Annotated in this window: 28 protein-coding genes; 18 read left to right on the top strand and 10 right to left on the bottom strand. The window is 72.3% G+C overall.

Annotated elements, in window-relative coordinates; genetic code table 11:
- Positions 1–6: 6 nt before the first annotated feature.
- The gene (locus FB470_RS26295) at positions 7–1,338 is read right to left on the bottom strand and encodes a sugar ABC transporter substrate-binding protein (RefSeq protein WP_306995826.1); all 1,332 of its coding nucleotides are present in this window, start codon (positions 1,336–1,338) and stop codon (positions 7–9) included.
- A gap of 259 nt (positions 1,339–1,597) precedes the next feature.
- On the opposite strand from FB470_RS26295, the gene FB470_RS26290 reads away from it, so the two are divergent.
- Positions 1,598–2,674, top strand: a complete 1,077-nt coding sequence (locus tag FB470_RS26290) for an SDR family oxidoreductase (RefSeq protein WP_306995823.1) — start codon at positions 1,598–1,600, stop codon at positions 2,672–2,674.
- A gap of 41 nt (positions 2,675–2,715) precedes the next feature.
- On the opposite strand, the gene FB470_RS26285 is transcribed toward FB470_RS26290, so the two are convergent.
- Positions 2,716–3,501, bottom strand: coding sequence for an SDR family NAD(P)-dependent oxidoreductase (locus tag FB470_RS26285; protein WP_306995821.1), 786 nt, complete (start codon positions 3,499–3,501; stop codon positions 2,716–2,718).
- Positions 3,502–3,518: 17 nt separating this feature from the next.
- Positions 3,519–4,259 carry a cupin domain-containing protein gene (locus tag FB470_RS26280; protein ID WP_306995819.1) on the bottom strand — a complete coding sequence of 247 codons (741 nt, stop codon included), beginning with the start codon at positions 4,257–4,259 and terminating at the stop codon, positions 3,519–3,521.
- Positions 4,260–4,534: 275 nt separating this feature from the next.
- Between FB470_RS26280 and FB470_RS26275 the strand changes: the two genes are divergently transcribed.
- From FB470_RS26275 to FB470_RS26235, 9 genes are all read left to right on the top strand, one after another.
- On the top strand, positions 4,535–5,326 hold the full coding sequence (locus FB470_RS26275) for an SDR family NAD(P)-dependent oxidoreductase (RefSeq protein ID WP_306995817.1): 792 nt from the start codon (positions 4,535–4,537) through the stop codon (positions 5,324–5,326).
- A gap of 17 nt (positions 5,327–5,343) precedes the next feature.
- Complete coding sequence (locus tag FB470_RS26270) at positions 5,344–6,123, top strand: SDR family NAD(P)-dependent oxidoreductase (protein WP_306995815.1); 780 nt, start codon at positions 5,344–5,346, stop codon at positions 6,121–6,123.
- Positions 6,124–6,165: 42 nt separating this feature from the next.
- The gene (locus tag FB470_RS26265) at positions 6,166–7,551 is read left to right on the top strand and encodes a M24 family metallopeptidase (RefSeq protein WP_306995814.1); all 1,386 of its coding nucleotides are present in this window, start codon (positions 6,166–6,168) and stop codon (positions 7,549–7,551) included.
- Positions 7,548–8,612 (top strand): thiamine pyrophosphate-dependent dehydrogenase E1 component subunit alpha, encoded by a 1,065-nt coding sequence (locus FB470_RS26260; RefSeq protein WP_306995812.1) that lies wholly within the window; start codon positions 7,548–7,550, stop codon positions 8,610–8,612. The genes FB470_RS26265 and FB470_RS26260 overlap by 4 nt, the downstream gene beginning before the upstream one ends.
- The gene (locus FB470_RS26255) at positions 8,600–9,574 is read left to right on the top strand and encodes an alpha-ketoacid dehydrogenase subunit beta (RefSeq protein ID WP_306995810.1); all 975 of its coding nucleotides are present in this window, start codon (positions 8,600–8,602) and stop codon (positions 9,572–9,574) included. The genes FB470_RS26260 and FB470_RS26255 overlap by 13 nt, the downstream gene beginning before the upstream one ends.
- Entirely contained in the window at positions 9,571–10,242 is a 672-nt protein-coding gene (locus FB470_RS26250) for a hypothetical protein (RefSeq protein WP_306995808.1), read from the top strand. The genes FB470_RS26255 and FB470_RS26250 overlap by 4 nt, the downstream gene beginning before the upstream one ends.
- Before the next feature lie 88 nt (positions 10,243–10,330).
- Complete coding sequence (locus FB470_RS26245) at positions 10,331–10,762, top strand: MmcQ/YjbR family DNA-binding protein (RefSeq protein WP_306995806.1); 432 nt, start codon at positions 10,331–10,333, stop codon at positions 10,760–10,762.
- A 171-nt stretch (positions 10,763–10,933) separates the two neighbouring features.
- The gene (locus FB470_RS26240; RefSeq protein ID WP_306995804.1) at positions 10,934–11,341 is read left to right on the top strand and encodes a mycothiol transferase; all 408 of its coding nucleotides are present in this window, start codon (positions 10,934–10,936) and stop codon (positions 11,339–11,341) included.
- On the top strand, positions 11,293–11,424 hold the full coding sequence (locus tag FB470_RS26235) for a mycothiol transferase (protein ID WP_306995802.1): 132 nt from the start codon (positions 11,293–11,295) through the stop codon (positions 11,422–11,424). The genes FB470_RS26240 and FB470_RS26235 overlap by 49 nt, the downstream gene beginning before the upstream one ends.
- Before the next feature lie 339 nt (positions 11,425–11,763).
- On the opposite strand, the gene FB470_RS26230 is transcribed toward FB470_RS26235, so the two are convergent.
- The 5 genes from FB470_RS26230 to FB470_RS26210 all read right to left on the bottom strand — a co-directional run bounded on the left by FB470_RS26230 (position 11,764) and on the right by FB470_RS26210 (position 16,390).
- The gene (locus tag FB470_RS26230) at positions 11,764–12,222 is read right to left on the bottom strand and encodes a dihydrofolate reductase (RefSeq protein ID WP_306995800.1); all 459 of its coding nucleotides are present in this window, start codon (positions 12,220–12,222) and stop codon (positions 11,764–11,766) included.
- Entirely contained in the window at positions 12,219–13,016 is a 798-nt protein-coding gene (locus tag FB470_RS26225) for a thymidylate synthase (protein ID WP_306995798.1), read from the bottom strand. Before FB470_RS26225 ends, FB470_RS26230 begins: the two co-directional genes overlap by 4 nt.
- Positions 13,017–13,053: 37 nt before the next feature.
- Positions 13,054–14,373 (bottom strand): DUF1479 domain-containing protein, encoded by a 1,320-nt coding sequence (locus FB470_RS26220; RefSeq protein ID WP_306995795.1) that lies wholly within the window; start codon positions 14,371–14,373, stop codon positions 13,054–13,056.
- 71 nt (positions 14,374–14,444) lie between these two features.
- Positions 14,445–15,569, bottom strand: a complete 1,125-nt coding sequence (locus FB470_RS26215; protein ID WP_306995793.1) for an ROK family transcriptional regulator — start codon at positions 15,567–15,569, stop codon at positions 14,445–14,447.
- 71 nt (positions 15,570–15,640) lie between these two features.
- Positions 15,641–16,390, bottom strand: a complete 750-nt coding sequence (locus FB470_RS26210; protein WP_306995791.1) for an IclR family transcriptional regulator — start codon at positions 16,388–16,390, stop codon at positions 15,641–15,643.
- Positions 16,391–16,564: 174 nt separating this feature from the next.
- Between FB470_RS26210 and FB470_RS26205 the strand changes: the two genes are divergently transcribed.
- The 7 genes from FB470_RS26205 to FB470_RS26175 all read left to right on the top strand — a co-directional run bounded on the left by FB470_RS26205 (position 16,565) and on the right by FB470_RS26175 (position 21,746).
- Positions 16,565–17,818, top strand: coding sequence for an MFS transporter (locus tag FB470_RS26205; protein WP_306995789.1), 1,254 nt, complete (start codon positions 16,565–16,567; stop codon positions 17,816–17,818).
- Positions 17,815–18,525, top strand: a complete 711-nt coding sequence (locus FB470_RS26200; protein WP_306995788.1) for an alpha/beta fold hydrolase — start codon at positions 17,815–17,817, stop codon at positions 18,523–18,525. Before FB470_RS26205 ends, FB470_RS26200 begins: the two co-directional genes overlap by 4 nt.
- Positions 18,522–19,169 carry an SDR family NAD(P)-dependent oxidoreductase gene (locus FB470_RS26195; RefSeq protein ID WP_370876570.1) on the top strand — a complete coding sequence of 216 codons (648 nt, stop codon included), beginning with the start codon at positions 18,522–18,524 and terminating at the stop codon, positions 19,167–19,169. The genes FB470_RS26200 and FB470_RS26195 overlap by 4 nt, the downstream gene beginning before the upstream one ends.
- Positions 19,075–19,275 (top strand): SDR family oxidoreductase, encoded by a 201-nt coding sequence (locus FB470_RS26190; RefSeq protein WP_370876699.1) that lies wholly within the window; start codon positions 19,075–19,077, stop codon positions 19,273–19,275. Before FB470_RS26195 ends, FB470_RS26190 begins: the two co-directional genes overlap by 95 nt.
- Entirely contained in the window at positions 19,272–19,913 is a 642-nt protein-coding gene (locus tag FB470_RS26185) for a nuclear transport factor 2 family protein (RefSeq protein ID WP_306995785.1), read from the top strand. Before FB470_RS26190 ends, FB470_RS26185 begins: the two co-directional genes overlap by 4 nt.
- Before the next feature lie 11 nt (positions 19,914–19,924).
- Complete coding sequence (locus tag FB470_RS26180; protein ID WP_306995782.1) at positions 19,925–20,746, top strand: sugar phosphate isomerase/epimerase family protein; 822 nt, start codon at positions 19,925–19,927, stop codon at positions 20,744–20,746.
- Positions 20,747–20,993: 247 nt separating this feature from the next.
- Positions 20,994–21,746 (top strand): SDR family NAD(P)-dependent oxidoreductase, encoded by a 753-nt coding sequence (locus FB470_RS26175; RefSeq protein WP_306995780.1) that lies wholly within the window; start codon positions 20,994–20,996, stop codon positions 21,744–21,746.
- On the opposite strand, the gene FB470_RS26170 is transcribed toward FB470_RS26175, so the two are convergent.
- Complete coding sequence (locus FB470_RS26170) at positions 21,733–22,605, bottom strand: alpha/beta fold hydrolase (RefSeq protein WP_306995778.1); 873 nt, start codon at positions 22,603–22,605, stop codon at positions 21,733–21,735. The two genes, FB470_RS26175 and FB470_RS26170, sit on opposite strands and share 14 nt — an antisense overlap.
- 320 nt (positions 22,606–22,925) lie before the next feature.
- On the opposite strand from FB470_RS26170, the gene FB470_RS26165 reads away from it, so the two are divergent.
- A complete protein-coding gene (locus FB470_RS26165; protein WP_306995776.1) occupies positions 22,926–23,489 on the top strand; it encodes an enoyl-CoA hydratase/isomerase family protein in 564 nt (187 codons plus the stop codon).
- 605 nt (positions 23,490–24,094) lie between these two features.
- Here the strand turns inward: FB470_RS26165 and groL are convergent.
- Positions 24,095–25,744: a chaperonin GroEL gene (gene groL / locus FB470_RS26155; RefSeq protein ID WP_306995774.1), complete on the bottom strand. Its 1,650-nt coding sequence runs from the start codon at positions 25,742–25,744 to the stop codon at positions 24,095–24,097.
- Positions 25,745–25,765 lie beyond the last annotated feature (21 nt).

The raw sequence follows: 25,765 nt of genomic DNA, 5'->3' as shown, positions 1-25,765 counted from the left end.
CGGGGGTCAGGCGAGGACGTCCTGGCCGCCGTTGCGGCACTTCCGGCGCACCGACGCGAACGGGTCCTTGCGGAACGCCGCGCGGAACCGGTCGGTGGCGGTGCGCAGGTCCGCGGCGAACTGCGGCTGCCGGTAGGGCGCGGGCAGCTCGTAGCCGGCGGGCTTGGGGTCGCGCGGCCAGTACTGCGCCGGGTCGATCGGCACCAGGCTGTTCTGCGGGTCCCAGTCGTCGGGGTGCAGCGCCCGGGACATGAGCTCGTAGTCGAACGGCAACGGCTTCGAGGAGTACATGAGGTCCTGGTACTCCTGCGCGGCGTCGGCCGTGTCGATGATGAAGCCTCCGAAGTAGACCATCCGCTCCGGCAGCGTGGGCCGGTACCCGGCGAGCGCGTCGAACACGCGGACCGTCGAGTACGCACCGATCCAGGCGCCGTGGTGCGCCCAGGTGGCGAGCGCGGAGCCGCGCTTCATCGCGTCGAGGAACTCGCCGATCGCGTCGATGCCCACGATCTTCACTCCGGACATGCCGCGCGCCTCCACGGCGTTGATCGCCGCGATGGCCGAATCGTCGTTCTGGCACATGATCCCGGTGACATCGGGGTTGGCGGTGAGCAGGTTCTCGATCACCGGCTGGGTGGCGCCCCGGCTGAACCCGCCGGACTGGCGCGCCACCATCTTGATGCCGGGGAACGCCGCGAGCGCCTGGTCGACGCCGGCGGTGCGGTTGTCGGACGCGCTGTTGCCCTTGTTCCCCTCGATGTGGATGAACTTCCCGGTTCCGCCCATCGCCTGGAACAGCACCTTGCAGACCTCGCGGGCACCGGCGACGTCGTTGGCCGCCTGGTAGGAGAAGTAGTGGTCGCCGATGTCCAGGGGCGTGCTCCACGGCGCGTTGGACCAGTTGCTGGAGACGTAGATCCCGGCTCGCTCGGCGCCGCCGATGATGTCCGGGGTGGCCGCGGCCGTGTTGGGGAGCGTGCTGATGCCCTGGATCCCCTTCGTCGGCGCGCTTTCGAACACGCTCTTGAGGGTGTCCACGTTGGAGTTGTCGACCTCCTGGTCGCGGCTCAGCAGGAACATCGACGCCGCGGCGGCCGATCCCTTCGCCCAGCCCTGGAAGTAGTCGTTGTCCAGCGTGTAGAAGCTGTCGATCATCCGGAACCGCTTGTTCCGTGGGTCGTTGGCGTTCGTGATGGTCGGGGTCGGCAGCGGGGCGGACGCCTGCACCCCGGCGTTGTTGCAGGCCGCGAGCAGGGGCGCCATCGTGGCCGCCACCCCGATGCTCATCGCGGACTTCAGCAGGGCCCGGCGGGAGTGCAGGCCGGCAGGCAGAGACATGGTCGGAAGGCTCCTTCGTCGGCAGTGACAGAGGTAGCGCGAACCGCGGCGACGCCGCGAAGTTGTCTGCTAGCATTGAACACGCACCGCACGGTGTCAAGCCCCAATGGATGACCTCGAGCTCGCCCAACCCGGCCGGCGCGCCTCGTCCGGGAGATAAACCGGGATTTGCCAACGAGTTCTCCCGTCTCGTCCGTCCTCTTCGCTTCGACGCCGAGTGTTCATCCACAGTGAAAAGACCTGCACGGAGGGACAGCTCATGACTGCTTCGACCCCGTCGGCCCTCGTAGTCGGCGCCACGGGTATCGCGGGAAGCGCGGTGGCACGCCGGCTGACCGGACTCGGGTGGCCGGTCGACGGGCTCTCCCGGCGTGAGCCGGCGCCCGTCCCCGGTGTGCGGCCGGTGCTGGCGGACGTCACCGACCAGGCCTCGGCCACCGCCGCGATCACGCCGCTCGCGCCGACGCACGTCTTCCTCACCGCCTGGTCGCGGCAGCGGACGGAGGCGGAGAACATCGAGGTCAACGCCCGGATCGTGCGCAACGTCGTGGCCGCCGCGGCGGACGGCGGCCGGCTGCGGCACGTGGCGTTGATGACCGGCCTCAAGCACTACCTGGGCCCGTTCGAGGCCTACGGCCGCGGCACACTGCCGGACACCCCGTTCCACGAGGACGAACCGAGGCTGGACACGCCGAACTTCTACTACGCCCAGGAGGACGAGCTGTTCGCGGCGGCGGCCCGGCACGGCTTCACCTGGAGCGTCCACCGGGCGCACACGGTGATCGGGCACGCGATCGGCAACGCGATGAACATGGCGACGACGCTGGCGGTCCAGGCCGTGCTGTGCCGGGAAACCGGCCGGCCGTTCCGGTTCCCGGGATCGGAGGCCCAGTGGCACGGCCTGACCGACATGACCGACGCGGACCTGCTCGCCGACCAGATGATCTGGGCCGCGACCACGGATGCCGGCCGGGACCAGGCGTTCAACGTGGCCAACGGCGACGTCTTCCGCTGGCGGTGGATGTGGCCGCGCATCGCCGGGCTCCTCGGCGTGGAACCCGCGGGCTACGACACCGCGCCGCGACCACTGGAACAGCAGATGGCGGGCATGGAGCCGGTCTGGGCCGAACTCGCCGCGCGGCACGGGCTGCGCGAGCGCGACCTCGGCCGGCTGGCGTCCTGGTGGCACACCGACGGCGACCTGAACCGCCCCGTGGAGTGCCTGACCGACCTGAGCAAGAGCCGCAAGGCCGGGTTCACCGGCTACGTGTGCACCCTCGACGCGTTCTCCCGCCACTTCGATCTGCTGCGGGAGCTGCGGATCATACCCGCGTGAGCACCGGTGGCCGCCGCACGGCGCGGCGGCCACCGGTCGCGTCAGGCCGAGGCCGAGTACCCGCCGTCGGCGACGATCAGCTGCCCGGTGATCGCCGAGGCGCCGTCGGAGGCGAGGTAGGTCACCACCCGCGCGATCTCCGCGGGATCGATCAGCCTGCGTTGCGGCACCTGCGACAGCCACGTGTCCAGGACCTCCGGGTTGGCCGACCCCACGGCGCGGAGGATCTCGGTGTCGGTGTAGCCCGGGGCCACCGCGTTGACCCGGATGCCCAGCGGGGCCCACTCCACGCCGAGCGTCCTGGTCAGCGCGATGATCCCGGCCTTGCTGACGTCGTAGGCGACGTGCCGTTCCGGGCTGCCGGCCACCAGCGCGGCGATCGAGGAGATGTTCACGATCGCGCCACCGCGCTCGCGCATGTGCCGGCCGAACTCGCGGGCGGCGAAGAACGCACCGCTGAGGTTGACCGCGATCGTGCGGTCCCAGGTGGCGTCGTCGTGCTCGAACGTCGGCTGGTCGTTGCTGATGCCGGCGTTGTTGACCAGGACGTCGACCCGCCCGTGGCGGTCCAGCGTCGCGCGTGCGGCGGCCGCGACCGAGACGGGGTCGGTGACGTCGACCGCGACCGCGCCGGCCTTGCCGCCCGCGGCCGCCGCGACCTCGCCGGCGGTCCGGCCGGCCCGCTCCTCGTCGAGGTCGCCGATCACCACGGTGGCGCCCGCCTCGGCCAGCGCTGCGGAGATGGCCGCCCCGATTCCCTGTGCGCCCCCGGTCACGAAGGCGACCTTCCCGTCGAGTCCGTTCTTGGTGGTCCGTGCGTCCGTCAAAGCTGCTCCTTCGAAGCTCAGCGGTCGCCCTGGTTCGCCTGCCTCACCTGGTCGAGGAGTTCGAGGGCCTCCACCACGTTGGCCGGGCGCCGCGCGCTTCCGGCCGGTTCGGGCCGGTTCAGCAGGGCGGCGACCTGGTCCCGGGTGTGGTCCAGGGTGTGGCGTCCGACGACGTACCAGAGCCCGCGGGCCGGTTTGCCGGTGTGGTTGTGGTAGAGGTGGGGCCGGGTCGAGTCGAAGCAGAACGAGTCGCCCGCGTGCACGACGTACCGGTCGAACTCCAGCTGCAGCGTGAGTTCCCCGGACAGCAGATAGGCGTACTCGACGCCGCTGTGCCGCATCAGGCGGCCTTCGACCGAACTGCTCGCGCCCGGCGCGTAGGTCACCAGCAGGGGGTCGACCAGGTCGTGGTCGCCACCCGCCAGCCGCTCCCAGCGCACTCCGTTGTCCATGTCGAGGACCGGGTTGTCCGCGGCGCGCTGGACCGGCGAAGGCCGGCCGCCCCGCACCTCGCTGTCCACTGTGGAGACCCCGCCGGACGGCGGGTTCCGCGGGACGTCGATGCCCAGCAGCTCGTCGAGCGAGACACCGAGGAAGTTGACCAGGGAGTACAGGGTGCTCACCGAGGGCTGGGACTTCCCGGTCTCGACCTGGGACAGCAGGCTCGCCGAGATGCCGGTGGCCGTGGCCACGCTGCGCAGGCTGAGACCCTTGCCGATGCGGGCCTCCCGCAGCGCCGGGCCGATCTTGTCGTCCACGATTCCACCCTCGCCGTCCCCGGCCGGTGACCGGTCGTTGCCGTCGAACATGCCGAGCATACATACGTGCAATGCCACTGTACACCGAGCGGGCCGGTCTGGACGGTCCACTCAGCCTTCCCAGCACTCGCAATCACAGCGGCACTTGACAAGACCGGCCATCGCTGTGTCATGCTGCCCGCCGGGCGTTCAGTGACAGCGAACAGCGTCGCGAACAGTTCCGCCCCGCCGCCGGTCCGGCACCTCGTCGCCTTCACCACCAAGGAGCACCGATCATGGGTTCGCTGACTTTTCCCGCCGGTCAGGTCGCGCTGGTCACCGGCGCCGCGGGCGGGATCGGCACCGCGACGGTCCACCGCTACGCGGAAGCGGGCGCCGACGTGGCGCTCGTCGACGCGCACCCCGGGGTGCACGAGACCACGCGGGCCGCGGCCCGGGCCTTCCCCGGCAGGACCTTCCACTCGTTCGTCGCCGACGTCACCGACGAGGCGTCGGTCGCCGCGATGGCCCGCGCGGTCGCCGAGCGGTTCGGGCGGCTGGACCACCTGGCCCTGGTCGCCGGTGTGCTGCAGGACGCCGCGGCGGTGGAGGATCTCTCCCTCGCCGAATGGAACCGGGTCCTCGGCGTGAACCTCACCGGGCCGTTCCTGGTCAGCAGGGCGTTCGTGCCCCTGCTGCGCGCCGGCGGTGGCGGCACGATCGTGTCGGTCGCCTCGTTCTGGGGACGTTCCGGGCGCGCGCTGTTCTCGTCGTACTGCACGTCCAAGGCGGCTCTGATCGTCTTCACCCAGGCGCTGGCCGACGAACTCGCGCCGCTGGTGCGGGCCAACACGGTGTGCCCGGGCAACATCGACACCGGCATGCACCGGCAGGCGCTGCGGCGGGAGGCCGAGGAACGCGGCGTCACCTTCGACGAGATGAAGAAGACGGAGTGGGACAAGATCCCGCTCCGCGCAGCGGGCGCACCGGAGACGATCGCCGACGCCGTCGTCTACCTCAGTTCGCCCGCCAGTTCCTACATCACCGGCGCCTCGCTCGACGTCAACGGCGGCGTCGTCTTCCACTGACCGAAAGGGACCTCGACATGACGGGACGACTGGACGACCGGACGATCGTGGTGACGGGCGCCGCCCGGGGTATCGGCGCGGCGCTCTCCCACGGCCTGGCCGCCGAAGGCGCCGCCGTGGTGCTGGCCGACCTCGACGACGCCGAAGCCGGGCTGGTCGCGGAGTCCATCCGGGACGGTGGCGGACGGGCGATCGCGGTGCGCACCGACGTCACCGACCGGGACCAGGTCCGCGCCACGATCGCCCGGGCGGCCGCGGAGTTCGGGCGGCTCGACGCCTACTTCAACAACGCCGGGTTCAACGAGCCCGAGAAGTTCCTCGACATCACCGAGTCCGTGTGGGACCGCATCATGCGGGTGAACGCGTTCGGCGTGGTGATCGGCTGCCAGGAGGCGGCGCGGCAGTTCCTGCGGCAGGGCGGCGGCGGCAAGATCGTCAACACCGCGTCCATCGCCGGGCGGCAGGGGTTCCCCAGTTTCGCGCCCTACAGCGCGAGCAAGGCCGCGGTCATCTCGCTGACGCAGGCCGGTGCGCGCGCCCTGGCGCCGCACGGCATCACGGTCAACGCGTTCTCCCCCGGTGTCGTGCGCACTCCCCTGTGGGACAAGCTCGACCGCGACCTGGCCGGCATCGGCGAGGGCGATTCCGGCTTCGCCTCGATGGCCGGCGACATCCTGCTCGGCCGGGCGGCCGAGCCCGAGGACGTCGTGCCGGTCGCGGTCTTCCTCGCCGGTCCCGGCTCCGACTACATCACCGGCCAGGTGCTCCCGGTCGACGGCGGCATGGTGCTCGTCTGACCTCCTCGCACCCCGACTTCCCAGGCAGGAAAGGAAACCCCGATGCCCATCGCCACCTACGGGCCCAACAGCGTCGACTGGGAGACCCGGATCGACTTCGGCCGGCTCCGCGCCGAGCGGCTCGCCCGGCTGCGCGAGCAGCTGGACGAGTCCGCGCTCGGCGCGGTGCTGGCGTTCGACTTCGCCAACATCCGCTACATGTCCGCCACGCACATCGGCACCTGGGCCACGGACAAGCTGATCCGGTTCGCGCTGCTCACCCGCAACTCCGATCCGATCGTGTGGGACTTCGGGTCGGCGGCCAAGCACCACCAGCTGTTCAACCCGTGGCTGTCCACCACGACCGCGGAGGCGGACGCCGACCCGCACGCGCCCCACCACGGCGCGGTGCGGCCGCGCGCCGAGTCCGGGGCCCGGGCCGGCATCTCCACCTTGCGCGGCGCGTTCCACGCCGGCGCGGGAATCGCCGACGACGTGGCCGCGAAGATCAAGCGCGAGCTGGAGAAGTTCGGCCTGCTGGGCGAACCGCTGGGCGTCGACGTGGTCGAGATGCCGGTGCTGGCCGCGTTGCAGCGGGCCGGGGTCACCGTCGCCGACGGCCAGCAGGTCTTCCTCGAGGCGCGACGGGTCAAGACGGCCGACGAGATCTCCCTGCTCACCCAGGCGTGCTCCATGGTGGACGCCGCCTACGCGGACCTGTACGAGTTCCTGCGTCCGGGGGTGCGGGAGAACGAAGCCGTGGGCCTGGTCGCGAAACGGCTCTACGACCTGGGTTCGGAGTACGTCGAGGGGGTCAACGCGATTTCCGGCGAACGCTGCTCACCGCACCCGCACGTGTTCTCCGACCGCGTCATCCGGCCCGGGGACCCCGCGTTCTTCGACATCCTGCACAGCCACCAGGGCTACCGCACCTGCTACTACCGCACCTTCGCCGTCGGGTCGGCGAGCCGGGCCCAGCGGGACGCCTACGTCCGCGCCCGCGAGTACATGGACCAGGCGATCGCGCTGGTCAAGCCGGGTGCCACCACGGCGAACATCGTGTCGGTGTGGCCGCGCGCGCAGGAGTTCGGATTCCCGGACGAGGAAGCCGCCTTCGCCCTCCAGTACGGGCACGGGGTGGGCCTGTCGATCTGGGAGAAGCCGATCTTCTCCCGGCTGGTGTCGCGCGACCACCCCGAGGTGCTGGAGGTCGGCAACGTGTTCGCCCTCGAGACCTACTGGCCGTCGGCGGACGGGATCGGCGCGGCCCGCATCGAGGAGGAACTGGTGGTGACGCCGGAGGGCTGCGAGGTGATCACCAAGTTCCCGGCCGAGGAGCTGCTGGTGGCCGGACCCCGCTACCTGGCCGTCGGCGGGCCGCTGCCCACGGTCCGCGAATCCCAGTCGCACCTCAACACCGCGGCCGGGCGTGGGGGGGCGAGCGCGTGAGCTGGCCGCTGCAAACCCATCCCTACGGTGAGCACGCGCCGGTGCTGCCGCCGATGGAGAACCGCGACTTCGACCACGCCGCCCTCGACCGGTCCACGCGGCTGGGACTCTACCGGCGGCTGCAGGAGCTTCGGCAGCTGGAGAAACGGGCCTACGACCTGTTCATGCGCAACCTGGTGAAGGGAACCAGCCACCTGTCGCTGGGCATGGAAGCCATCTCCGCCGGGTTCGGCGCGGCGATGCGCCCGGACGACTACACGTTCGCCACCTACCGCGGGCACGCGCACACCCTGTCCCGCGGGGTGCCGATGGCCCCGGTGCTGGCCGAGCTGATGGGGCGCGCGAACGGGCTGCTCGGCGGCAAGGGCGGCTCGATGCACCTCACCAGCGTCGAGCACGGCGTGCTCGGCTCGTACGCGATCATCGGCGCGCACCTGGTGATCGCCAACGGGGCCGCGCTGTCGGCCCAGCTGCGCGGGAGCGGGCAGGTGACCGTGTGCTTCTTCGGCGACGGCACGACCAACATCGGCGCGTTCCACGAGGCGCTGAACTTCGCGGCGGTGTACTCGCTGCCCGTCGTCTTCGTCTGCGAGAACAACCACTACATGGAGTACACCCCGATCGGCGACATCACCGCGGTCCCGCGGCCTGCCGCGGATCGGGCGGCGGCGTACGGGCTCGCGTCCCGCACCGTCGACGGCAACGACGTGGACGCCGTCCACCTGGCCGCGCAGGAGCTGCTGGCGCAGGCCCGGGCCGGCGAGGGTCCGAGCCTCATCGAGGCCGTGACCTACCGGCACGGCGGGCACTCGCGTGCCGACCCCGGGAAGTACCGGCCGGACAAGGAGGTGCGGGCGTGGCTCGACTACGACCCGATCACCCTCTACCGCGGACGGCTCGGACGGCTCGGCGTCCCCGCGGCCGAGCTCGACGCGATCGACCGGGAGGTCGCGGCGGCCGTCGACGAGGCCACCGAAATCGCGCGCAACGGTGCCGAACCCGACATCGCGTCCGCGTTGACGGACGTGTGGGCCGACGGAGGATCGTCATGGCGGAACTGACCTACCGCGCCGCGGTCGCGCGCGGCATCGCCCAGGAGATGGACCGCGACGAACGGGTCCTGCTCATCGGCGAGGACGTCGCCGGCGCGGGCGGCGTGTTCAAGACCACGCCGGGGCTGCTCGAGCGGTTCGGCCCGCGGCGGGTGATCGACACCCCGATCGCCGAGCAGGCCATCCTGGGTGCGGCGATGGGCGCGGCGATGACGGGCCTGCGCCCGATCGCCGAGATCATGTTCGCCGACTTCTTCGCGGTCACCTGGGACATCGTGGTGAACCAGATCGCGAAGACCAGGTACATGACCAACGGCCAGGTCACCCTCCCGCTGGTGATCAAGACGGGCAACGGCGGCAACCTGCGGTTCGGTGCGCAGCACTCGCAGTCGATCGAGAACTGGGCGATGGCGGTGCCCGGGCTGAAGGTCGTGACCCCCTCGACGCCGCGGGACGTGGTGGGGCTGATGGCGGCGGCCGTGCGGTCGGACGACCCCGTGTTGTTCTTCGAGCACAAGGGGATGTACGCGAGCAAGGCCGACGTGCCCGACGGGGAGATCGTCGACGCGTTGGGCACGAGCGTGATCCGCCGTCCCGGCACCGACGCCACCGTCCTGGCGCTCGGGCTCATGGTCCCGCGCGCCCTCGAGGCCGCCGAAATGCTGGCGAGCGAGGGCATCGACCTCGAGGTGATCGACGTCCGGTCGCTGGTCCCGCTGGACACGCGGACGATCCTGGAGTCGGTGTCGCGCACCGGCAGGCTGTTCACCGTCGAGGAGAACCCGCAGCTGCTCGGCTGGGGCGCCGAGCTCGTCGCCATCGCCTCCGACGAGGTGTTCTGGGACCTGGACGCGCCTCCGGTGCGCATCACGACACCGCACGTGCCCCTGCCCTCGGCCGCCGCGCTGGAGGATTCGGTGATCCCCGGGGTGGAGCGGATCGTGCAGACCATCCGGAAGAGGCTGGTATGACCGCCGGCGTCGCGCACCCCCGTCCGGCCACCCCGCGCGGCGGGCCGTGGTCACCCGCGGTCCGCCGTCTCCTCCACGAACGCGGTGTCGATCCCCGGTCGTTCGACGTCGGCCCGCACCGGCTGACCCGCCGGATCCTCGAAACGCTCCTCGCCGTGCCCGATCCGGTTCCGGCCGGTGGCGGGACGGACGGGCACGTGGTCGCGCACGCCCATGCCCGGGTCCGCGAACTGGCCGGTGACGACCTGGCGGTCTGCCTGGCGGCCGCCGTGGTCCGGGCCTGGCAGGAGACCCAGGACCAGGCGCTGACCCGTCTGGTGCTGGACAGCGGCGGGCGGCGCCGGGAGCTGCCGCCGGTGACCGACCGGGACCGGATCACCACCGCGCTCACGGCGGCCCGGGCCCCGGCCGCTTCCGGCGGTGTTCGCCTGGTCCTCGGATCCGCGCCGGGAATCCGCCTCGTGCCTTCCGCGGCCGACGGCGAGGTCGTGATCGCCGCCGGAGCACCCAGCCCCGCGGTCGTCCCGGTCCGCCTGGCGACGGGCGAGTGCACCATCGGGTGCCGCACCACGGTCCCGCTGACCCTGGTGTCCACCGGGACGGATGCCGCGTCACTGCTCGGCGCGGTGGTCACGGCGGCCGAACGCTACGCGGGCCGCGAGACCTGATCGCGGGGTGCCGGTGGGCTCCGCCCTTCGCGGGCCCGCCGGCGCCGGCGTGCTGCGGGTTCCCGCCGGCGCGGCTTAGGCTCGCGGCATGGGGAACACCCGGAAGGCTCGCGTGCAGGACGTGCACGACCTGGCGATGGGGATGCCGCACGTGGAGCGCGTGGTCGGATCCCAGGGCAGGCCGGTCTACCAGGTCGGCGGCAGGTCGTTCGTGTTCTTCCGCAACCCGCGGCCGGACGCGGCGGATCCGGTGACCGGCGAGCGCTACCCGGACGTGATCGTGTTCTGGGTCGGTTCCGAGGCGGACAAGGAAGCCCTCGTCGCGGACGAGGGGTACCCCTTCTTCACCACGCCCCATTTCGACGGGCACCCGTCGGTCCTGCTGCGGGAGGCCCGGATCGGCGAGCTGAGCTACGACGAGCTGGCCGAAATCGTGCAGGATGCGTGGCTGGCCCGCGCGTCGCCCCGGCGGGCCAAGGCCTGGCTCGAGGCGCACGGGTTGCCGTCCACTGAGGACTGACCGGGGCGGGGCCTTCGGATCTCCGGCAGCAGCTCCAGCGCCACTCGATTTGCCACGGCCCCCCTGGTTTCATTCTCACGCTGCTGTTCGCCGTCTGACACCGGCGTGCTCGTTTTTGCCGGGCCGGCAACTTCACGGGCGCCGAGTCCGGATCACCGCGAGACTGATGACATGACCGCCAGAGTGCAGCGCGACACCGGCCCACCACCGACGGGACCCGGCGAGCGCGACGTGCTCGCCGGGTTCCTCGACCACCTGCGCGCCGCCGTCACGGCCAAGGCCGAGGGCGTGCCGGAAGCACAGGCCCGCGCGCCGGGCGTACCGTCCGGAACGAACCTCCTCGGCCTCGTCAAGCACCTCACCGCGGTGGAACGGTACTGGCTCCTCGGTCGCGACACCGCAGACTGGCAGGCCACCTTCCACCTCGGTGCGGACGAGACCGCGCAGACGATCCTCGACGCCTACCGCGACACCAACGACGCGGCCGACGAGCGGATCGCCACCTGGGCCGACCTCACCGCTCCGGGCCCGTGCCCGGCCAAGCGCGGCCGCCCGGCCCGTCCCGCCGGTGGACGCTGACCCACCTGATCGAGGAGACCGCCCGGCACGCCGGACACGCCGACATCCTGCGCGAGCAGATCGACGGCGCGACCGGGCGCTGAACCCGCGGGACAGCCGGCCACGCCGACGCCGCCCAGAACCGTGGCCACACCGCGGCTCGATCAGCCGAGCCGGCGCCGCCCAGGATCGCAAGGAACCCGGCCCCCAGGCCACAACCGGCCGGCCGCGCGGTGGAACCCGCCGGCCCGAAGTCGCGCGGCATGGCGGCCACCGGGCCCCGGCTGGACGGCGCGGTGCTCGTACCGCACACCGGTACGGCCGCCGGTGCCGCGCATGAGCACCAGCGCCCGGGCGCATCCGGCCACCGGCCTCGCGGGCGAGCTCCAGCGCCGGCACGCGGATGCCCGCTGCCGCCGAGCACCCCGGCCGGGGCCCGAATCTCAGCCCCAGGTCAGGAATCGGTAGTGCAGCCCGGTCGCGGACTCCTGCCACTCGCCGACCGTGTCCGGCGCGCGGCCCACCTCGGGCGCGTGCGTGTCGCCGTCGAAGGGCTCCTGGATCTCGGTCACCACGATCCGGTCCGCGAACGGCAGCGCCGCCCGGTACACCGCCGCGCCGCCGATCACCCACACGTCACCAGCCACCGCGTCGAGCACCGGCGTCAGGCCGGGGAACGTCTCGGCGCCTTCCTGCGGCGTGCGCGACAGCACGAGGTTGCGCCGGCCCGGCAGCGGCCGGAACCGCGGCGGCAGCGACTCCCACGTGCGGCGCCCCATGAGCACCGTCGCGCCCGCGGTGAGCGTGCGGAAGTGCTTGAGGTCCTCGGGCAGGTGCCACGGCAGCGCGCCGTCGCGGCCGATGACTCCGTTCGCCGACTGCGCCCAGACAAGCCCGATCACACCGCCACCGGTGCCTTGATGCCGGGGTGCGGGTCGTAGCCCTCGAGCGTGAAGTGCTCGTAGGTGTAGTCGAACAGGCTCTCCGCCGGCCGCAGCCGCAGTGTCGGGAACGGCCGCGCCTCGCGGGCGAGCTGGGTGCGGACCTGGTCGACGTGGTTGTCGTAGATGTGGCAGTCGCCGCCGGTCCAGACGAAGTCACCGGCCCGCAGGCCCACCTGCTCGGCGATCAGGTGCGTCAGCAGCGCGTAGCTGGCGATGTTGAACGGCACACCGAGGAACAGGTCCGCGCTGCGCTGGTACAGCTGGCAGGACAGGCGGCCCTCGGCCACGTAGAACTGGAAGAACGCGTGACACGGCGGCAGCGCCATCCGCGGGATGTCGGCGACGTTCCACGCGGACACGACGATCCGCCGTGAGTCCGGGTTCTCCCGCAGCGTGCGCAGCACCTCGCTGATCTGGTCGACGTGCCCGCCGTCCGGGGTCGGCCACGAGCGCCACTGCACGCCGTAGACCGGACCCAGGTCACCGTCCGGCCCCGCCCACTCGTCCCAGATCGTGACGCCGTGGTCCTGCAGCCACTTGACGTTCGAGTCGCCGCGCAGGAACCACAGCAGCTCGTAGGCGATCGAGCGGAAGTGCACCTTCTTCGTCGTGATCAGCGGGAATCCGTCGGACAGGCGGTACCGCAGCTGGTGCCCGAAGACCGACCGCGTGCCCGTCCCGGTGCGGTCCGCCTTGCGGGCTCCGGTGTCCAGGACGTGGCGGAGCAGGTCTTCGTACTGCGTGTCCGGCATGCCCGCGAGCCTAGACGACGCCGTTGCGGCCTCGGCGCTACGGCTTCTCCGCGTCTTCGGCGGACACGCCCTCGGCGAAGCCGAGACCGCGGCGGCCGGTGTCGTTCAGCTGGTCGTAGGTGAACCGGCCCGTCCAGGTCCGTTCGTAGTGCTCGGCGGGGAAGTCCGCGGGGCTGGACCCGCTCAGGAAGGCCTCCCGGACACCGGCGGCGTACTCCTCGTTGCGCGGGCACCACGGCGCGGCCGGGATGTACATGACGTTGCCCCAGCCCTTCTGGCCGGTGACCGGCGCGACGCTGTGGATCATGTCGCAGTGCCACCACACCGAATCCCCGGCCCGCACGTCCGGGATTCCGGTCAGGGCGTCCACCAGGTCCGCGTGCCACTTGTGCCCGGCCGGGAAGACCTGGTTGACGGTGACGCCGCACATGTCGTCCTCGGGCACGTCGGGCAGCAGCGGCCGCAGCATCAGGTAGGCCATCGCCTCCGGGACGGGAACCGTGTGCAGCACCCCCTGGTCGTGGTCCATATCGGACAGTGCGGTCCAGCCCTGGAAGGTGCGGAACACCGAGCACATCGTCGAGCCGGGGTACTGCGGGCCGGAGGTGCGGTGGGCCGCGTCCCACGGGTCGTACTGCTCCACCGATCCGTCGAACAGGTGCCGGAACGCCTTCTGGTAGGCACTGGTCATCCACAGGTCCAGCGTCCCCGGGTCGCAGTGCGCGCCCAGCCCGGCCGAGTCGGCGCCCGGCGGTCGGCGCCGGATGCGGTCCGGGTACAGCGCGTCCCGCTCCGGGTCGAACCACCGCACGCCGCCGGACTCGTGCGTCCAGAACGAGTTGAGGAACGCCTGGACCCGCGCCATCCGGTCGCTCTGCCGCGCCTGCATCTGCGCCTGCGACCAGTAGATCGGGTAGATCTCGGGCGTGGACCCGACGCTGCCGAAGAAGTCGTCGCCCGGGCCACGGTAGTTCTCGAAGAACCTGTTCCGCTCGACGTACCCGACGATGTCCGCGTCCCAGTCCAGCGCCTGCTCGCGCTCGAAGTGCCCGCGCACGACCAGGCAGCCACGCCGCCGCACCTTCGCCCGCTGGGCCTCGCTGACCGTGCCGGCGGCGATGTCGGTGTAGTCGATGACCGGCCACACGCCCTCTCCCCGCCGCTGGTCCGCCCGGATCCCGGCGATCCGCTCGGCGACGCGGCGCTCGACGACGGCGAACACCTCCTCGACCGTGCGGCCGGAGGCTTCGATGCGCGCGCGCAGCGCGGCCTTGACCTCCCGGATCGCCCCGGGCAGGTCCTCCGGCACGGACTCCCAGTGCGGCAGCTCCGGCGCGGTGAGCGGTGCGGTGGTCACTCCGCCTCCTTTGGTAAGGAATCCTAACTAGAGGTGAGGCTAGCGATCCCGTCCGGCCCGGGCAAGAGTCCTCACCGATCCGCGCCCGGCGGGGGCGCCGCGAGGCGGGACCTCAGCTCGACCAGGGCATGGGACCGCGCGCCGGCCAGGGCGGGTTCGGTGACCACCTCGGCCGGCCGGAGCGGAACGCGCCGGGGCTTCTCGCGCAGGCGGCGTTCCACGGCGTCGATCAGCGCCGGATGGCTGCCCCACTCCCCGCCGAGCACCACGACGCCGGGATCGCCGAGCGCCAGCAGAGCCGCGAGGACTCCGCCGATCGCCGCGGCGAGGGCGTCCAGCACGTCCCCGGCGAGCGCCTCGAGCAGCGCCGCGACGTCGATCGCCGCGGTGCCCTGCTGTCGCAGCCCGAGCACCTCGAACACCTCGGTGAAGGCCACGGCCCGGCCGTCCGGCCCCTCGGTGACCAGGTGCGCGATCTCCCCCGCCAGCCCGCAGGCCCCGCGCCGCACTTCACCGTCACTCACCACCGCGCACCCGAGGCCGGCGCCCAGGTGCAGGTAGGCGAAGTCGTCCAGACCGGCGGCCGCGCCGGCCTCCCGCTCGGCCCGGGCCGCCCAGTTCACGTCGTTGTCCACCCGCACCGGCCCGGCCACCAGCGGACCGAGCACGTCGACGGGCGACAGTTCGCCGATCAGGAACGGCGCGTCGGGCAGGTGCACCAGCCGGCCCGTACGCCGGTCCACCGGGTCGGCCGCGCTCACCGCGCTGAGCACCAGCGGCCCGCGGGCCTCCTTCGCCACCTGGGTCACCGTCTTCCGCAGCGCCGCCGTCACCTCGGCCGGCGTCGCGGGCCGGGACACCGCACGCGAGGCCCGTGCGACCACATCGCCGTGGCCGTCCACGCACTCGGCCACCACACCTTCCGGGGCCATGCTCGCGACCAAGGCGAGCCCGGCATCCTCGGCCAGGGCGTAGTACGACCCGACCCGTCCCCGCCCGGTCGTGCGCTCACCGGTGTCGCGGAGCACCCCCGCCTCCGACAGGCGCCGCACGCTCTCCGACACCGTCGGCTTGGAAATGCCGGTGATCTTCGCGAGCTCGGCGCGGGTCAGGCGCCGATGGTCCATGAGCGCGCGCAGCACGTGCTCGTCGGTCAGGGTGCGCAACAGATCGAGCGAAGGCTTCGCGGTGGCCACACCCGGCGAGTTTAGTAAGGAGAGCTACCGACGCGGCGCGACAGCGGGCCCGCGCTCGCGCGGCGGCAGCCTCACCGGGTCGAGCGCGCGATCCCCAGCGCCGCCGTGCGCACCGCGGGCGCGAGCCGGTCCACGGCGGCGCGGGAGTGCGCCACGATGCCCAGGGCCGCGCGCACCCGGCCGTCGAGGGCGAGGATCGGCGCGGCGACCGACACCGCGCCCAGCGTCATCTCCTGGTAGGAGTAGGCGACGCCGGTCTTGCGGACCTCGGCGAGCGCGGTCGCGAGCCGGCCGGGTTGCGTGATCGTGTGCGGCGTCATCCGCGGCAGGCCGGCCTCGGCGAGGGACTTCAGCAGCTCCTTGCCCGAGAAGGCCAGGATGCACTTCCCGACACCGGTCGCGTGCAGGGGCAGCCGGCCGCCCACCTGCGTCAGCGTCGGAACGGCCTTGGTGCTGGAGATCTTCTCGATGCACAGGGCCTGGTGCCCCTCCAGCACGGTCAGCTGGATGTTCTCCTGGGTGGCCTGGAACAGGTCGTGCATGTAGGGCAGCGCGGCCTCGCGCAGTCCGCGCTGCTGCGGCGCGAGCGTGCCGATCGTCCACAACCGCATGCCGATGCGGTACCGGCCGTCGTCGAGGCGTTCCAGCCCGCCCCAGTCCCGGAGTTCGGTGATCAGCCGGCGGGCGGTGGAGATCGGCAGCCCGCTGCGCCGCGCGATCTCGGTCAGCGTCAGCGCGGGATGGGCCACGTCGAAGCAGTCCAGGACGGTGAGCAACCTGCGGGAGACGCTTTCCCCGGGTGAGTTCGTTCGGCCGGCCACCTCGCGAACCTACCCGCGGTTGCCACTGAGTGGCAACGAAGGCTGGTCCGCCACGTCGTCCGCGCCTGAGGATCGCTGCACCACCGCGACACGCGAAGGACGGAACGAGGAGGTTCTGACGGTGAACGACATCCACGACGCGGGCACGCGTCCTGCCACTGCGTGGTCGCCGCGATGACCGGATTCTGGGCGCGGCAGGGCATCGTCCCGAACCTCCGCTGGGGTTTCGCGGCACTGACCCTCTTCATGGTCGGCGACGGCATCGAAGCCGGGTTCCTGTCGCCTTTCCTCGACGAACGCGGGTTCGGCGCCGGCCAGGTCTCGCTGCTGTGGGGCGTCTACGGGTTCGTGGTCGCCGTGGCCGCGTGGCTCTCGGGTGCGCTCGCCGAGGCGTTCGGCCCCCGCCGGGTCATGCTGGCCGGGTTCGCCATCTGGGTCACCTTCGAGGTCGCGTTCCTGTTCGCGCTGGCCCAGGGCGACTTCACGCTGATGCTGGCCGGCTTCGGCGTCCGCGGTCTGGGATACCCGCTGTTCGCCTACGGTTTCCTCGTGTGGGTCGCGCTCGACACCCCCGAGGCGGTGATGGGCAAGGCGGTCGGCTGGTACTGGTTCTTCTCCATGCTCGGCCTCGGCGTGCTGGGGTCCTACTACGCGGGCCTGGCCATCCCGCTCATCGGCGAGTTCGCCACGCTCGCCTCGTCGCTGGCGTTCATCGGTGCCGGTGGGATCATCCTGGTCCTCGGCGTCCGCGCGCGCCGGCGGGAACGGGCCGACCTCGGCGCGAGCCTGCGCTCGATGGTCGGCGCGTTCACCATCGTCGCGCGGCGCCCCAAGGTGGGCATCGGCGGCGTCGTGCGGATCATCAACACCCTGGGCTTCTACGCCTTCGTCGTGTTCCTGACCACCCACATGGTGCGCGACGTGGGACTGTCCACTGCGGAATGGCAGACCGTGTGGGGCACGATGCTGCTGGTCAACGTCCTGGCCAACGCGGTGTTCGGCTACGTCGCCGACCGCGTGGGCCGGGTGCGGACCGTGGCGTGGTTCGGCGGCCTGGCCTGCGCGGTCACCGTGCCCGCGTTCTACTACGTGCCGGAGTGGCTGGGCCCCAACTTCTGGGCGGTGCTCGGCGTGGCCGTGGTCTACGGGGCGGCGCTGGCCGGATTCGTGCCCCTGTCGGCGATTCTGCCGTCGCTGGCGCCGCAGCACATCGGCGGCGCCGTGGCGATCCTCAACCTGGGCGCGGGCGTGAGCCAGTTCCTGGGACCGGTGGTCGCCGGGCTGACCGGGCCGCTCGGGATCGAGGGCACGATCTGGGTCATCTCGGGGATCTACGTGGCGGGCATCGGGCTCACCCATTGCCTGCGGGACAAGCAGAAGGGCGCGGCGGACCGGACGGTCCCCACGACGGAAGGAGCACTTCGATGAGCACCGCACCGACCATCGTCCTCGTGCACGGCATGTGGCACGGAGGCTGGGCGTGGGAGCGTGTGGCGACTCTGCTGCACGAGGACGGCTACCGGTCCGTCCCGGTGACCTTGCCCGGCGAGGACCGCGCGCCGGGCGACCCGACCTTCCCCGGGCACTGCGACCACCTCGCGGGCGTCCAGGCCGGGATCCCGGGTGACGTCGTGCTCGTCGGCCATTCCTACTCCGGCGCGCTGCTGGGCGAGGTCGGGGACGCGCCGAACGTGCGCGGACTGGTGTTCGTGAGCGCGTTCTGCCTGGAGCCGGGGGAATCGGTGGCGTCGGTCAACGACGCCGCGGCCGGATCGCAGGCGGGGGTGAACGACATCCGCCAGGTCGGCGACCACCTCGTCATCGACCCCGCCGTCGCGCGGCACGCGTTCTACCACGACTGCTCCCCCGCCGATGCCGCGAGCGCGGCCGCGCGGCTGACGCCCGAACACACCAGCACCCGGTCGACGATCGTGTCGCGGGCCGCGTGGCGGACCGTGCCGTCGCACTTCGTGGTGTGCACGCTGGACCGCGCGTGCACACCGCGGGTGCAGCGGATGATGGCCGCCCGCGTCGATTCCACCAGCGAACTGGAGGCCAGCCACTCACCGATGCTGTCGATGCCGGCGGTGGTGGCGGACGAGATCACCGGGTTCGCGAGGAAGGTGTGCGGATGAGCGCGCCCGTCGCGATCGTGACCGGCGGCGCCGGCGGGCTCGGCACCGCGATCGCGGAAGTCCTCCTCGGTGACGGGTTCCGGGTCGCGCTGCTGGACCGCCGCGGCGCGCCGGAGGCCACGGACCACTTCGGCGAGCCGTCCCGCGTGCTGGGCGTCGAAGCCGATGTCACCGACGAGGAGTCCGTGCGGGCCGCCGTCGGCCAGGTCGACGCGACCTGGGGGCGGGTCGACGCGTTGGTCAACAACGCCGGCATCGAACCCCAGCACTCGCTGGCCGGCCTCGACCCGGCCGCCTGGCAGGCCACCCAGGCCGTCAACCTCACCGGCCCGGCGCTGATGATCAAGCACTGCATCCCGCACTGGCGCCGCCTCGGGGGCGGCCGCGTGGTGTCGATCGGCTCGCGCGTGTGGCTCGGCGGCGCCACCGCCCCCTCCTACGCCGCGTCGAAGGCCGGTCTCGTCGGCCTGACCCGCACCGCGTGCCGGGAACTGGGGGCGCTCGGGGTCACGATCAAACGTGGTGGCGCCGAGCTTCGTGCGCACCCCGTTGAACGCGGAGAAGGGCGACGCGGAGTTCGTCGAGGCCTACGCGCGCCGGTTCGCCGCCGCCTCACCGCTGGGCAGGCTCGTGGAACCGGCTGACATCGCACACGCCGTGGCGTTCCTGCTCTCCGCCCGCGCCGGGGCCATCACCGGCGAAACCCTGCACGTGACGGCCGGGACGCACCTCGCGCCGCACATCCCATGACCACTCACCAGGAGGACACCGTGCCGACCGACCGGGCCGAGAAGCTCGCACTGCGGGAACTCACCGAGAACTGGGCGCTGTGGCGCGACGCCGGCGACTGGGACCGGTTCGCCACGGTGTGGCACCCGGAGCAGGGCTGGATGTCCGCGACCTGGTTCCAGGGCCCGGCGGCCGAGTTCATCGCGGCCAGCAAGGCCGGGTTCGACCGCGGGGTGAGCATCCTGCACTTCCTCGGCGGGCACACCGCGGACGTCGCCGTCGACCGGGCGGTGGCCCAGACGAAGATGACGATCAACCAGCGCGCGAGCGTCGACGGGATCGAGGTCGACGTGGTGTGCACCGGCCGCTTCTACGACTTCTGCCTGCGGCTGGACGGGGAGTGGAAGATCGTGCGGCGCCAGCCCATCTACGAGAAGGACCGCCTGGACCCGGTGGACCCGTCGGCCCGGCTCGAGCTGGACCGCGACCTGCTGGCCCGCTTCCCCGCCGGGTACCGCCACCTCGGCTACGTGCAGACCAAGGCCGGCTTCACCGTGCGGACGGGACTGCCCGGGCTCACCGGGGACGCGGTCGGCCGGCTCTACGACGAAGGCGCCCAGTGGCTGGCCGGCTCGGCCACGCCCGGCGACCCGCACTGAAAGGGCGTTCGATGTTCCTCAACTGCAGCGCGAACACCCTGCGGTTCGCCGACCTGCCCACCCGGGTCGCCGCCGCGGCCGCCGCCGGGTTCACCGGCATCGGCCTGCGCGTGGGCGACTACCTCGGGGCCGGACTGTCCGATGCGGACATCCGCGATCTGCTCGACCACCACGGCGTACGGGTCTTCGAACTGGAGCACACCTGGGACTGGGCCGCGGGCGTGGACCCGGCGGAGGAGGCGATGTTCCGCCTCGCCGCGGAGATCGGGGTGCGTCACCTCAACGTCCCGATGTTCTCCGAGCACCCCCTGTCCGAGCTGGTGGAGCCGTTCGCCGCGCTGTGCGACCGCGCCGCGGAACACGGTGTGCTGGTCGGGTTCGAGTTCCTGCCCTACAGCCACGTCCGGACGCTTCCCGAGGTGTGGGAGGTCGTCGCCGCCGCGGACCGGCGCAACGGCGGCGTCACGTTCGACCTGTGGCACTGGCTCCGGTCCGGCGGGCGGCCGGAGGATCTGGCCGGTGTTCCCGCGTCGAAGATCGTCACCGTCCAGCTGTGCGACGTGCTCCCCGAACCCGGCCCCGACCTGACCGAGGAGGCCCGCCACCGGCGTCTGCTGCCCGGCCGGGGCGCCGGCGACACGGCCGGCGTGCTGCGGGCCCTGCGCGAGCACGGGGTCACCGCGCCGGTGTCGGTCGAGGTCTTCTCCGACGAGCTCGACGCACTGCCGACGGCGGACGCCGCCCGGCTCGCGTACGGCGCGGGTGCGGAGGTGCTCGACCGCGCCGGTTACCCGGTCCCGCCCTGGCGCACGAACCTGGAGCAGGCCCGGTGATCACCGGTTTCCCGGAGGAGACCGGGGCCGAGGCGGTCACCGCGAGCTTCGCCCGGCACGCCGGACCCGGCGGCCCGGCCGGGCGCCTGCTCGCGGCCACCGGCCGCCACCCCAACCGTGGCCGTCACGATGGCGTGCGCGGCCGTCATGCTCGCCCTGGTGGCGCCGGCACCACCGAGGGACGAAACCCGTCCACAACGGACGAACGACGCACACGCATCGGCGTCTGACCACGGAAAGGAACCCCATGCGCCTGAAGGACAAGATCGCGCTGATCACCGGCGCGGCGAGCGGGATGGGCCGGGCCACCGCCGAGGCGTTCGCCCGCGAAGGCGCGACAGTCGTCGTCGCCGACATCACCGACGACGACGGCGCCACGACCGTCAAGGAGATCCGGGCCGCCGGCGGGACCGCGCACTACGTGCACCTCGACGTCACCGACGAGGCCGCGTGGGCCGCCACGATCGACGAGGTCGTCGAGGAGTTCGGACGGCTCGACGTCCTGGTCAACAACGCCGGGATCAGCGGCACGTTCGACCCCGACCTCACCAGCACCGCGTTCTTCGACCAGCTCATGCTGGTCAACGCGAAGGGCGTGTTCCTCGGGATCAAGCACGGCGCCGCCGCCATGGCCCGCTCCGGCGGCGGCTCCATCGTCAACCTGTCCTCCATCTCGGCCTCGATCGGCCAGCTCGGCGTCCACCTGGGCTACGGCGCGTCCAAGGCCGCCGTCCGGTCGATGACGCGGACCGCCGCGGTGCAGCACGCCGGCGATGGGATCCGCGTCAACGCGGTCGCTCCCGGTATGCTCCCGCCGATGCGCACCTCCCGCGGCTCGGCCGATCCGGTGTGGCGGGCCAGGCAGATCGACGGCGTGCCGATGAAGCGGGCCGGGGACGTGCGCGAGGTCGCCGACACCGTGCTGTTCCTGGCCGGCGACGAATCCTCCTACATCACCGGTGTCGAGATCCTCGTCGACGGCGGCCTCACCGCGGTGTGACCCGCGTCCGGGCGAGGAACGCGCCGACCGCCCGCACCAGCTCCTCGGGCGCTTCCTCGGGGACGTAGTGCCCTCCGGGCACCGCGTGCCCGGTCACCGCGGAGGGATCGCGGTGGTGGTCTTGCCAGACGCGCACGACGTCGCGTCCGGCGAGACCACCCTCGGCGCCCCACAGGACGAGCAGCGGGGCCGCCAACCGCACGCCGCGGGCGTGGTCGGCCTCGTCGAGGTCGAGGTCCGTGGTGAAACCGGCCTGGTAGTCCGCGAAGGACGCGCGCAGGTGACCGGGCTCGCTGAACGCGGCGACGTAGTGGCGGAACGTCTCCTCGTCGACCGCGCCGGAGGCACGGACCCGCGCGAAGAAGTGGCCCAGGTAGGCCTCGACGTTGCCCGCGACCAGTGTCTCGGCGAGCTCGGCGTTGCGGTGGAAGAACCAGTGCCACATCGCACTCGCCGAGTCGCGGTCGAACGTGTCCATGACGACCCGGGTCGGCAGGATGTCCAGCAGCACCAGCGCATCCACCTCCCCGGGACGGTCCAGCGCCCACCGGTGGGCGACCCGGGCGCCACGGTCGTGCCCGATCACCACCGCCGAGGTGTGCCCGAGGTGGCGGATCAGGCCGCTGAGATCGGCCGCGGTGGCGCGCTTGTCGTACCCCGTCCCGGCCGGCCCCGAGTCCCCGTAGCCGCGCAGGTCCGGGGCGACGACGGTGCGGCCCTCCGCCAGCGGCTCGATCACCCGGCGCCGGCACGCCCCGGTCTGCGGCCACCCGTGCACCAGCACGACCAGTTCCGGCCCGTCACCGGCGATGCGGTAGGCCAGCTCGACGTCACCCAGGCGCACGGTGTCCCGAGGCATGTCTGTCCCTTGTGGTGTCGGTGTTCCACCGTCCACACTGCCGCCGCCGCGGCGGGGCTCACAGGAGGTGTTGCCGCTCAGTGGCAAGAGCCGGAGCCGGCAAAGCCGTGTCGGGGCGGGTCCGCCCGTTTCCCGCCGGGGTCTCGATCCGCCAGCCGGAGCGGGCCAGGCTCTCGCGCGCCCGGTCCAGGCACCCGGCGTGCTCGTGATCGTGCGACTGGATCGCCATTCCCGATGGCACCGGGACCACCATCCCTTCGACGTCCGGGCCGGCCACGGATCGAAGCACACCACAGCGGCCGCCGCACGGAGGTCTCAATGTGAGACAGGGGAAGGCGAGCCGCATCGGTATCGTCCCCACAGGACGGTTCCTGCCCGGAAGCGCTGCTCAGGAGGCGATGATGCTCGACCTGCACTACCAGTCGGGAGCGGTGGTGGTCCGCATCCGGACGGCGCCGGGGGCCCTGAGCGCCGAGCTGCTCGACGGGCTCGCCGCGGCCCTCACCTACATCGGCCCCGGCCACCCGGTCGTCCTGACCGGTGCTCACGACGTGTTCGCTCCCGACGTCGAGCCCGTGGGCGTCCCGGCGCGCGCCGCGGCACTGGAGCGGTTGCCCCTGGTGCTGGACGCGCTGCGCGCCCATCCGCTTCCCGTGGTGGCCGCCGTCAACGGTGACGCGGTCGGCGCCGGGTACCGCCTGGCCGAAGCCGCGGACCTGCGGATCATCTCCGGCGGGGTGGTCCACCCCGCGCCGCCGCGGGGAATCCGCTACGGCGCCCGCGCGGCGGTGGCGGCCGGGCTGGCCGACGTCCACTGCGCCCCGGACGCGCTGATCCGGCTGGCCGTCGGTCACGCCACGGCGCGCACCGCGCTGGCCGGATGACACACGGGACTGGGCAGTGACCGGTCTGGGCGATCCAGGCGGCCGCGTCCGCCCGGACATGCGTGATCCGCGCGCACCGCTGCGGCCCGCGTAGCTCGAAGAACGCGGCCGGCGTCGGTTTGTCGCCGGCCGCCGCCCACACCCGCCCGGCCGGTGTCGTGGTCGACCACCATGAGGTATTTGTGGTTCTTCTTGTAGCTGGTCCCGTCGATCCCGATTCTGCGCCGTGGTCGCAAGCAGGCGACGGTGTCGTCGAAGGCCCGGGTATGCCCGGCTGACCACTACCCCATGCACACGACACCGCACCCGGGGTGCGTCAGACTCGACGAACGCCTGCACAGTTCCAGGTCCACTGCACGCCACCGCCGCCGGTTCCGGACCGCGTCGGGGCCATCGCCGCGCGCGCATCCCGCACCGGTCACGTTCCCGCCGCCGGACCCGCACCGCGGCCACCAGCACCTGCCCGGCCTCATCGGACTCGACCACATCCACGACCGCCGGGTGCACCCCGGCAGCCGAAAGCGGGCTGCACGCTCGCCGTGGAGGGTGAAGGACCGGGACGAGGCCCCACGCACCGGCGTGCGTGGGGCCTCGCGCCGTGCCGGTCAGTAGATGTTCGACGGGCGGACCATGCCCTCGGCGAGGTCACCGGTCCCGGGGGCGATGATCGCGCCGGGGTTCACCAGCACCTCTTCGACGATCGCGGTCTCCGTGGTGATCAGCAGGGCCGCGATGGACGCCGCGCTCTCCAGCGCCGACCGGGTCACCTTGAGCGGGTCGACGACCCCGGCGGCGAACAGGTCGGTGTAGGAGCCGGTGAGCGCGTCGAACCCGCCGCCGGTGTCCATTTCGGACACCCGCGCGAGCACCTCCTCGCCGTCGTAGCCGGCGTTGGCGGCGATCCACCGCAGCGGCTCCCCCAGCGCCCGCCGGACGATCTCCCGGCCCTGCGCCGCGTCCCCGTCGAGGCCGACCAGGTCCACGCACCGCGCGGCCTGCGCCAGCGACGCGCCGCCGCCGGCCACGACCCCCTCCTCCAGCGCCGCCCTGGCCGCCGCCAGCGAGTCCTCCACCCGCAGCATCCGCTCCTTGAGCTCGACACTGGTCGCCGCGCCGACCCGGACCACCGCGATGCGGCCGGCCAGCCGGGCGATGCGGAGTTTCAGGCTGTCCTGGTCGTGCTCGATCCGGGCCCGCTTGAGCTGCTTGTCCAGCTGGCCGATCCGCGCCCGCACGGCCGCTTCGTCACCGGCGCCGCCGATGATCGTGGTCGTGTCCTCGGTGATCGTGATGTGCTCGCAGCGGCCGAGGTCGGCCTCGGTGACGTCGGCCAGGGCGAGCCCGGAGTCCTCGCTGACCACCCGGCCGCCCAGCGCGGCGGCGAGGTCCTCCAGCTCGGCCACCCGCCGGTGCCCGAAACCGGGCGCGCGCACGACCACCGCCCGGTAGGTGCCGTGCACGTTGCCGTTGAGGATCATCTGCAACGCGGGCCCGTCCACGTTCTCGGCGAGGATCACCAGCGGCCGGTCGAGGCGGCGGGCCGCCTCCAGCGTCGGCATCAGCTCCTGCACCTGGCTGATCTTCTTGTTGGTCAGCAGGATGGCCGGTTCGTCGTAGGAGGCCTCCATCCGCTCCCGGTCGGTGACCATGTACGGCGAGGTGTAGCCGTGGTCGAATTCGATCCCGTCCACGAGCTCGACCCCCAGGCCGGGCTCGTCGGACTCCTCGACCTCGACCACCCCTTCCCGCCCGACGGCCGCGAGCGCCTGCGCGATCACGCGTCCGATGCGCTCGTCGTCGCTGGCCGCGAGCGTGGCGATCCGCTCCAGCTCGGCCTCACCGGACACCTGGGTGGCGGACTTGCGCAGGTACTCCACGACGGCTTCGACGGTCTCCTCGATGCCGCGGCGCACCCGCATCGGGTTCGCTCCCTCGCCCAGGGCGGCCAGCCCCTCCCGCACCATGGCCTGGGCGAGCACCGTCGCGGTGGTGGTGCCGTCGCCGACGGCCCCGTTGGTCTTCATCGCGACTTCCTTGACCAGCTGGGCGCCCATGTTGGCGAAGGGTTCCGCCAGCTGCACCTCCCTGGCGATCGTCACGCCGTCGTTGGTGATGGTCGGCGGGCCGGTCAGCTTCTCCAGCACCGCGTTGCGGCCCTTGGGCCCCAGGGTGACCTTCACCGCGTCGGCCAGCGTGTTCACGCCGAGCTCGAGCCGGCGCCGCGCCTCGACGCTGAACCGCAGCTGCTTCGCCATGATTCCCACTTCCTTTCCGTG

This window comes from Amycolatopsis thermophila, assembly GCF_030814215.1.
In the GTDB taxonomy this organism is placed as follows: Bacteria; Actinomycetota; Actinomycetes; order Mycobacteriales; family Pseudonocardiaceae; genus Amycolatopsis_E; species Amycolatopsis_E thermophila.
Note: the sequence above shows the minus strand (reverse complement) of the source record. Positions and strands in the feature narration are given on the sequence as shown.

Bases quoted from the DNA above. Each gene is read 5' to 3' on its own strand.
- FB470_RS26295 (WP_306995826.1), bottom strand. From the start codon at position 1,338: ATGTCTCTGCCTGCCGGCCTGCACTCCCGCCGGGCCCTGCTGAAGTCC.
- FB470_RS26290 (WP_306995823.1), top strand. From the start codon at position 1,598: ATGACTGCTTCGACCCCGTCGGCCCTCGTAGTCGGCGCCACGGGTATC.
- FB470_RS26275 (WP_306995817.1), top strand. From the start codon at position 4,535: ATGGGTTCGCTGACTTTTCCCGCCGGTCAGGTCGCGCTGGTCACCGGC.
- FB470_RS26270 (WP_306995815.1), top strand. From the start codon at position 5,344: ATGACGGGACGACTGGACGACCGGACGATCGTGGTGACGGGCGCCGCC.
- FB470_RS26265 (WP_306995814.1), top strand. From the start codon at position 6,166: ATGCCCATCGCCACCTACGGGCCCAACAGCGTCGACTGGGAGACCCGG.
- FB470_RS26255 (WP_306995810.1), top strand. From the start codon at position 8,600: ATGGCGGAACTGACCTACCGCGCCGCGGTCGCGCGCGGCATCGCCCAG.
- FB470_RS26250 (WP_306995808.1), top strand. From the start codon at position 9,571: ATGACCGCCGGCGTCGCGCACCCCCGTCCGGCCACCCCGCGCGGCGGG.
- FB470_RS26245 (WP_306995806.1), top strand. From the start codon at position 10,331: ATGGGGAACACCCGGAAGGCTCGCGTGCAGGACGTGCACGACCTGGCG.
- FB470_RS26240 (WP_306995804.1), top strand. From the start codon at position 10,934: ATGACCGCCAGAGTGCAGCGCGACACCGGCCCACCACCGACGGGACCC.
- FB470_RS26225 (WP_306995798.1), bottom strand. From the start codon at position 13,016: ATGCCGGACACGCAGTACGAAGACCTGCTCCGCCACGTCCTGGACACC.
- FB470_RS26205 (WP_306995789.1), top strand. From the start codon at position 16,565: ATGACCGGATTCTGGGCGCGGCAGGGCATCGTCCCGAACCTCCGCTGG.
- FB470_RS26200 (WP_306995788.1), top strand. From the start codon at position 17,815: ATGAGCACCGCACCGACCATCGTCCTCGTGCACGGCATGTGGCACGGA.
- FB470_RS26195 (WP_370876570.1), top strand. From the start codon at position 18,522: ATGAGCGCGCCCGTCGCGATCGTGACCGGCGGCGCCGGCGGGCTCGGC.
- FB470_RS26185 (WP_306995785.1), top strand. From the start codon at position 19,272: ATGACCACTCACCAGGAGGACACCGTGCCGACCGACCGGGCCGAGAAG.
- FB470_RS26180 (WP_306995782.1), top strand. From the start codon at position 19,925: ATGTTCCTCAACTGCAGCGCGAACACCCTGCGGTTCGCCGACCTGCCC.
- FB470_RS26175 (WP_306995780.1), top strand. From the start codon at position 20,994: ATGCGCCTGAAGGACAAGATCGCGCTGATCACCGGCGCGGCGAGCGGG.
- FB470_RS26170 (WP_306995778.1), bottom strand. From the start codon at position 22,605: ATGCCTCGGGACACCGTGCGCCTGGGTGACGTCGAGCTGGCCTACCGC.
- groL (WP_306995774.1), bottom strand. From the start codon at position 25,744: ATGGCGAAGCAGCTGCGGTTCAGCGTCGAGGCGCGGCGCCGGCTCGAG.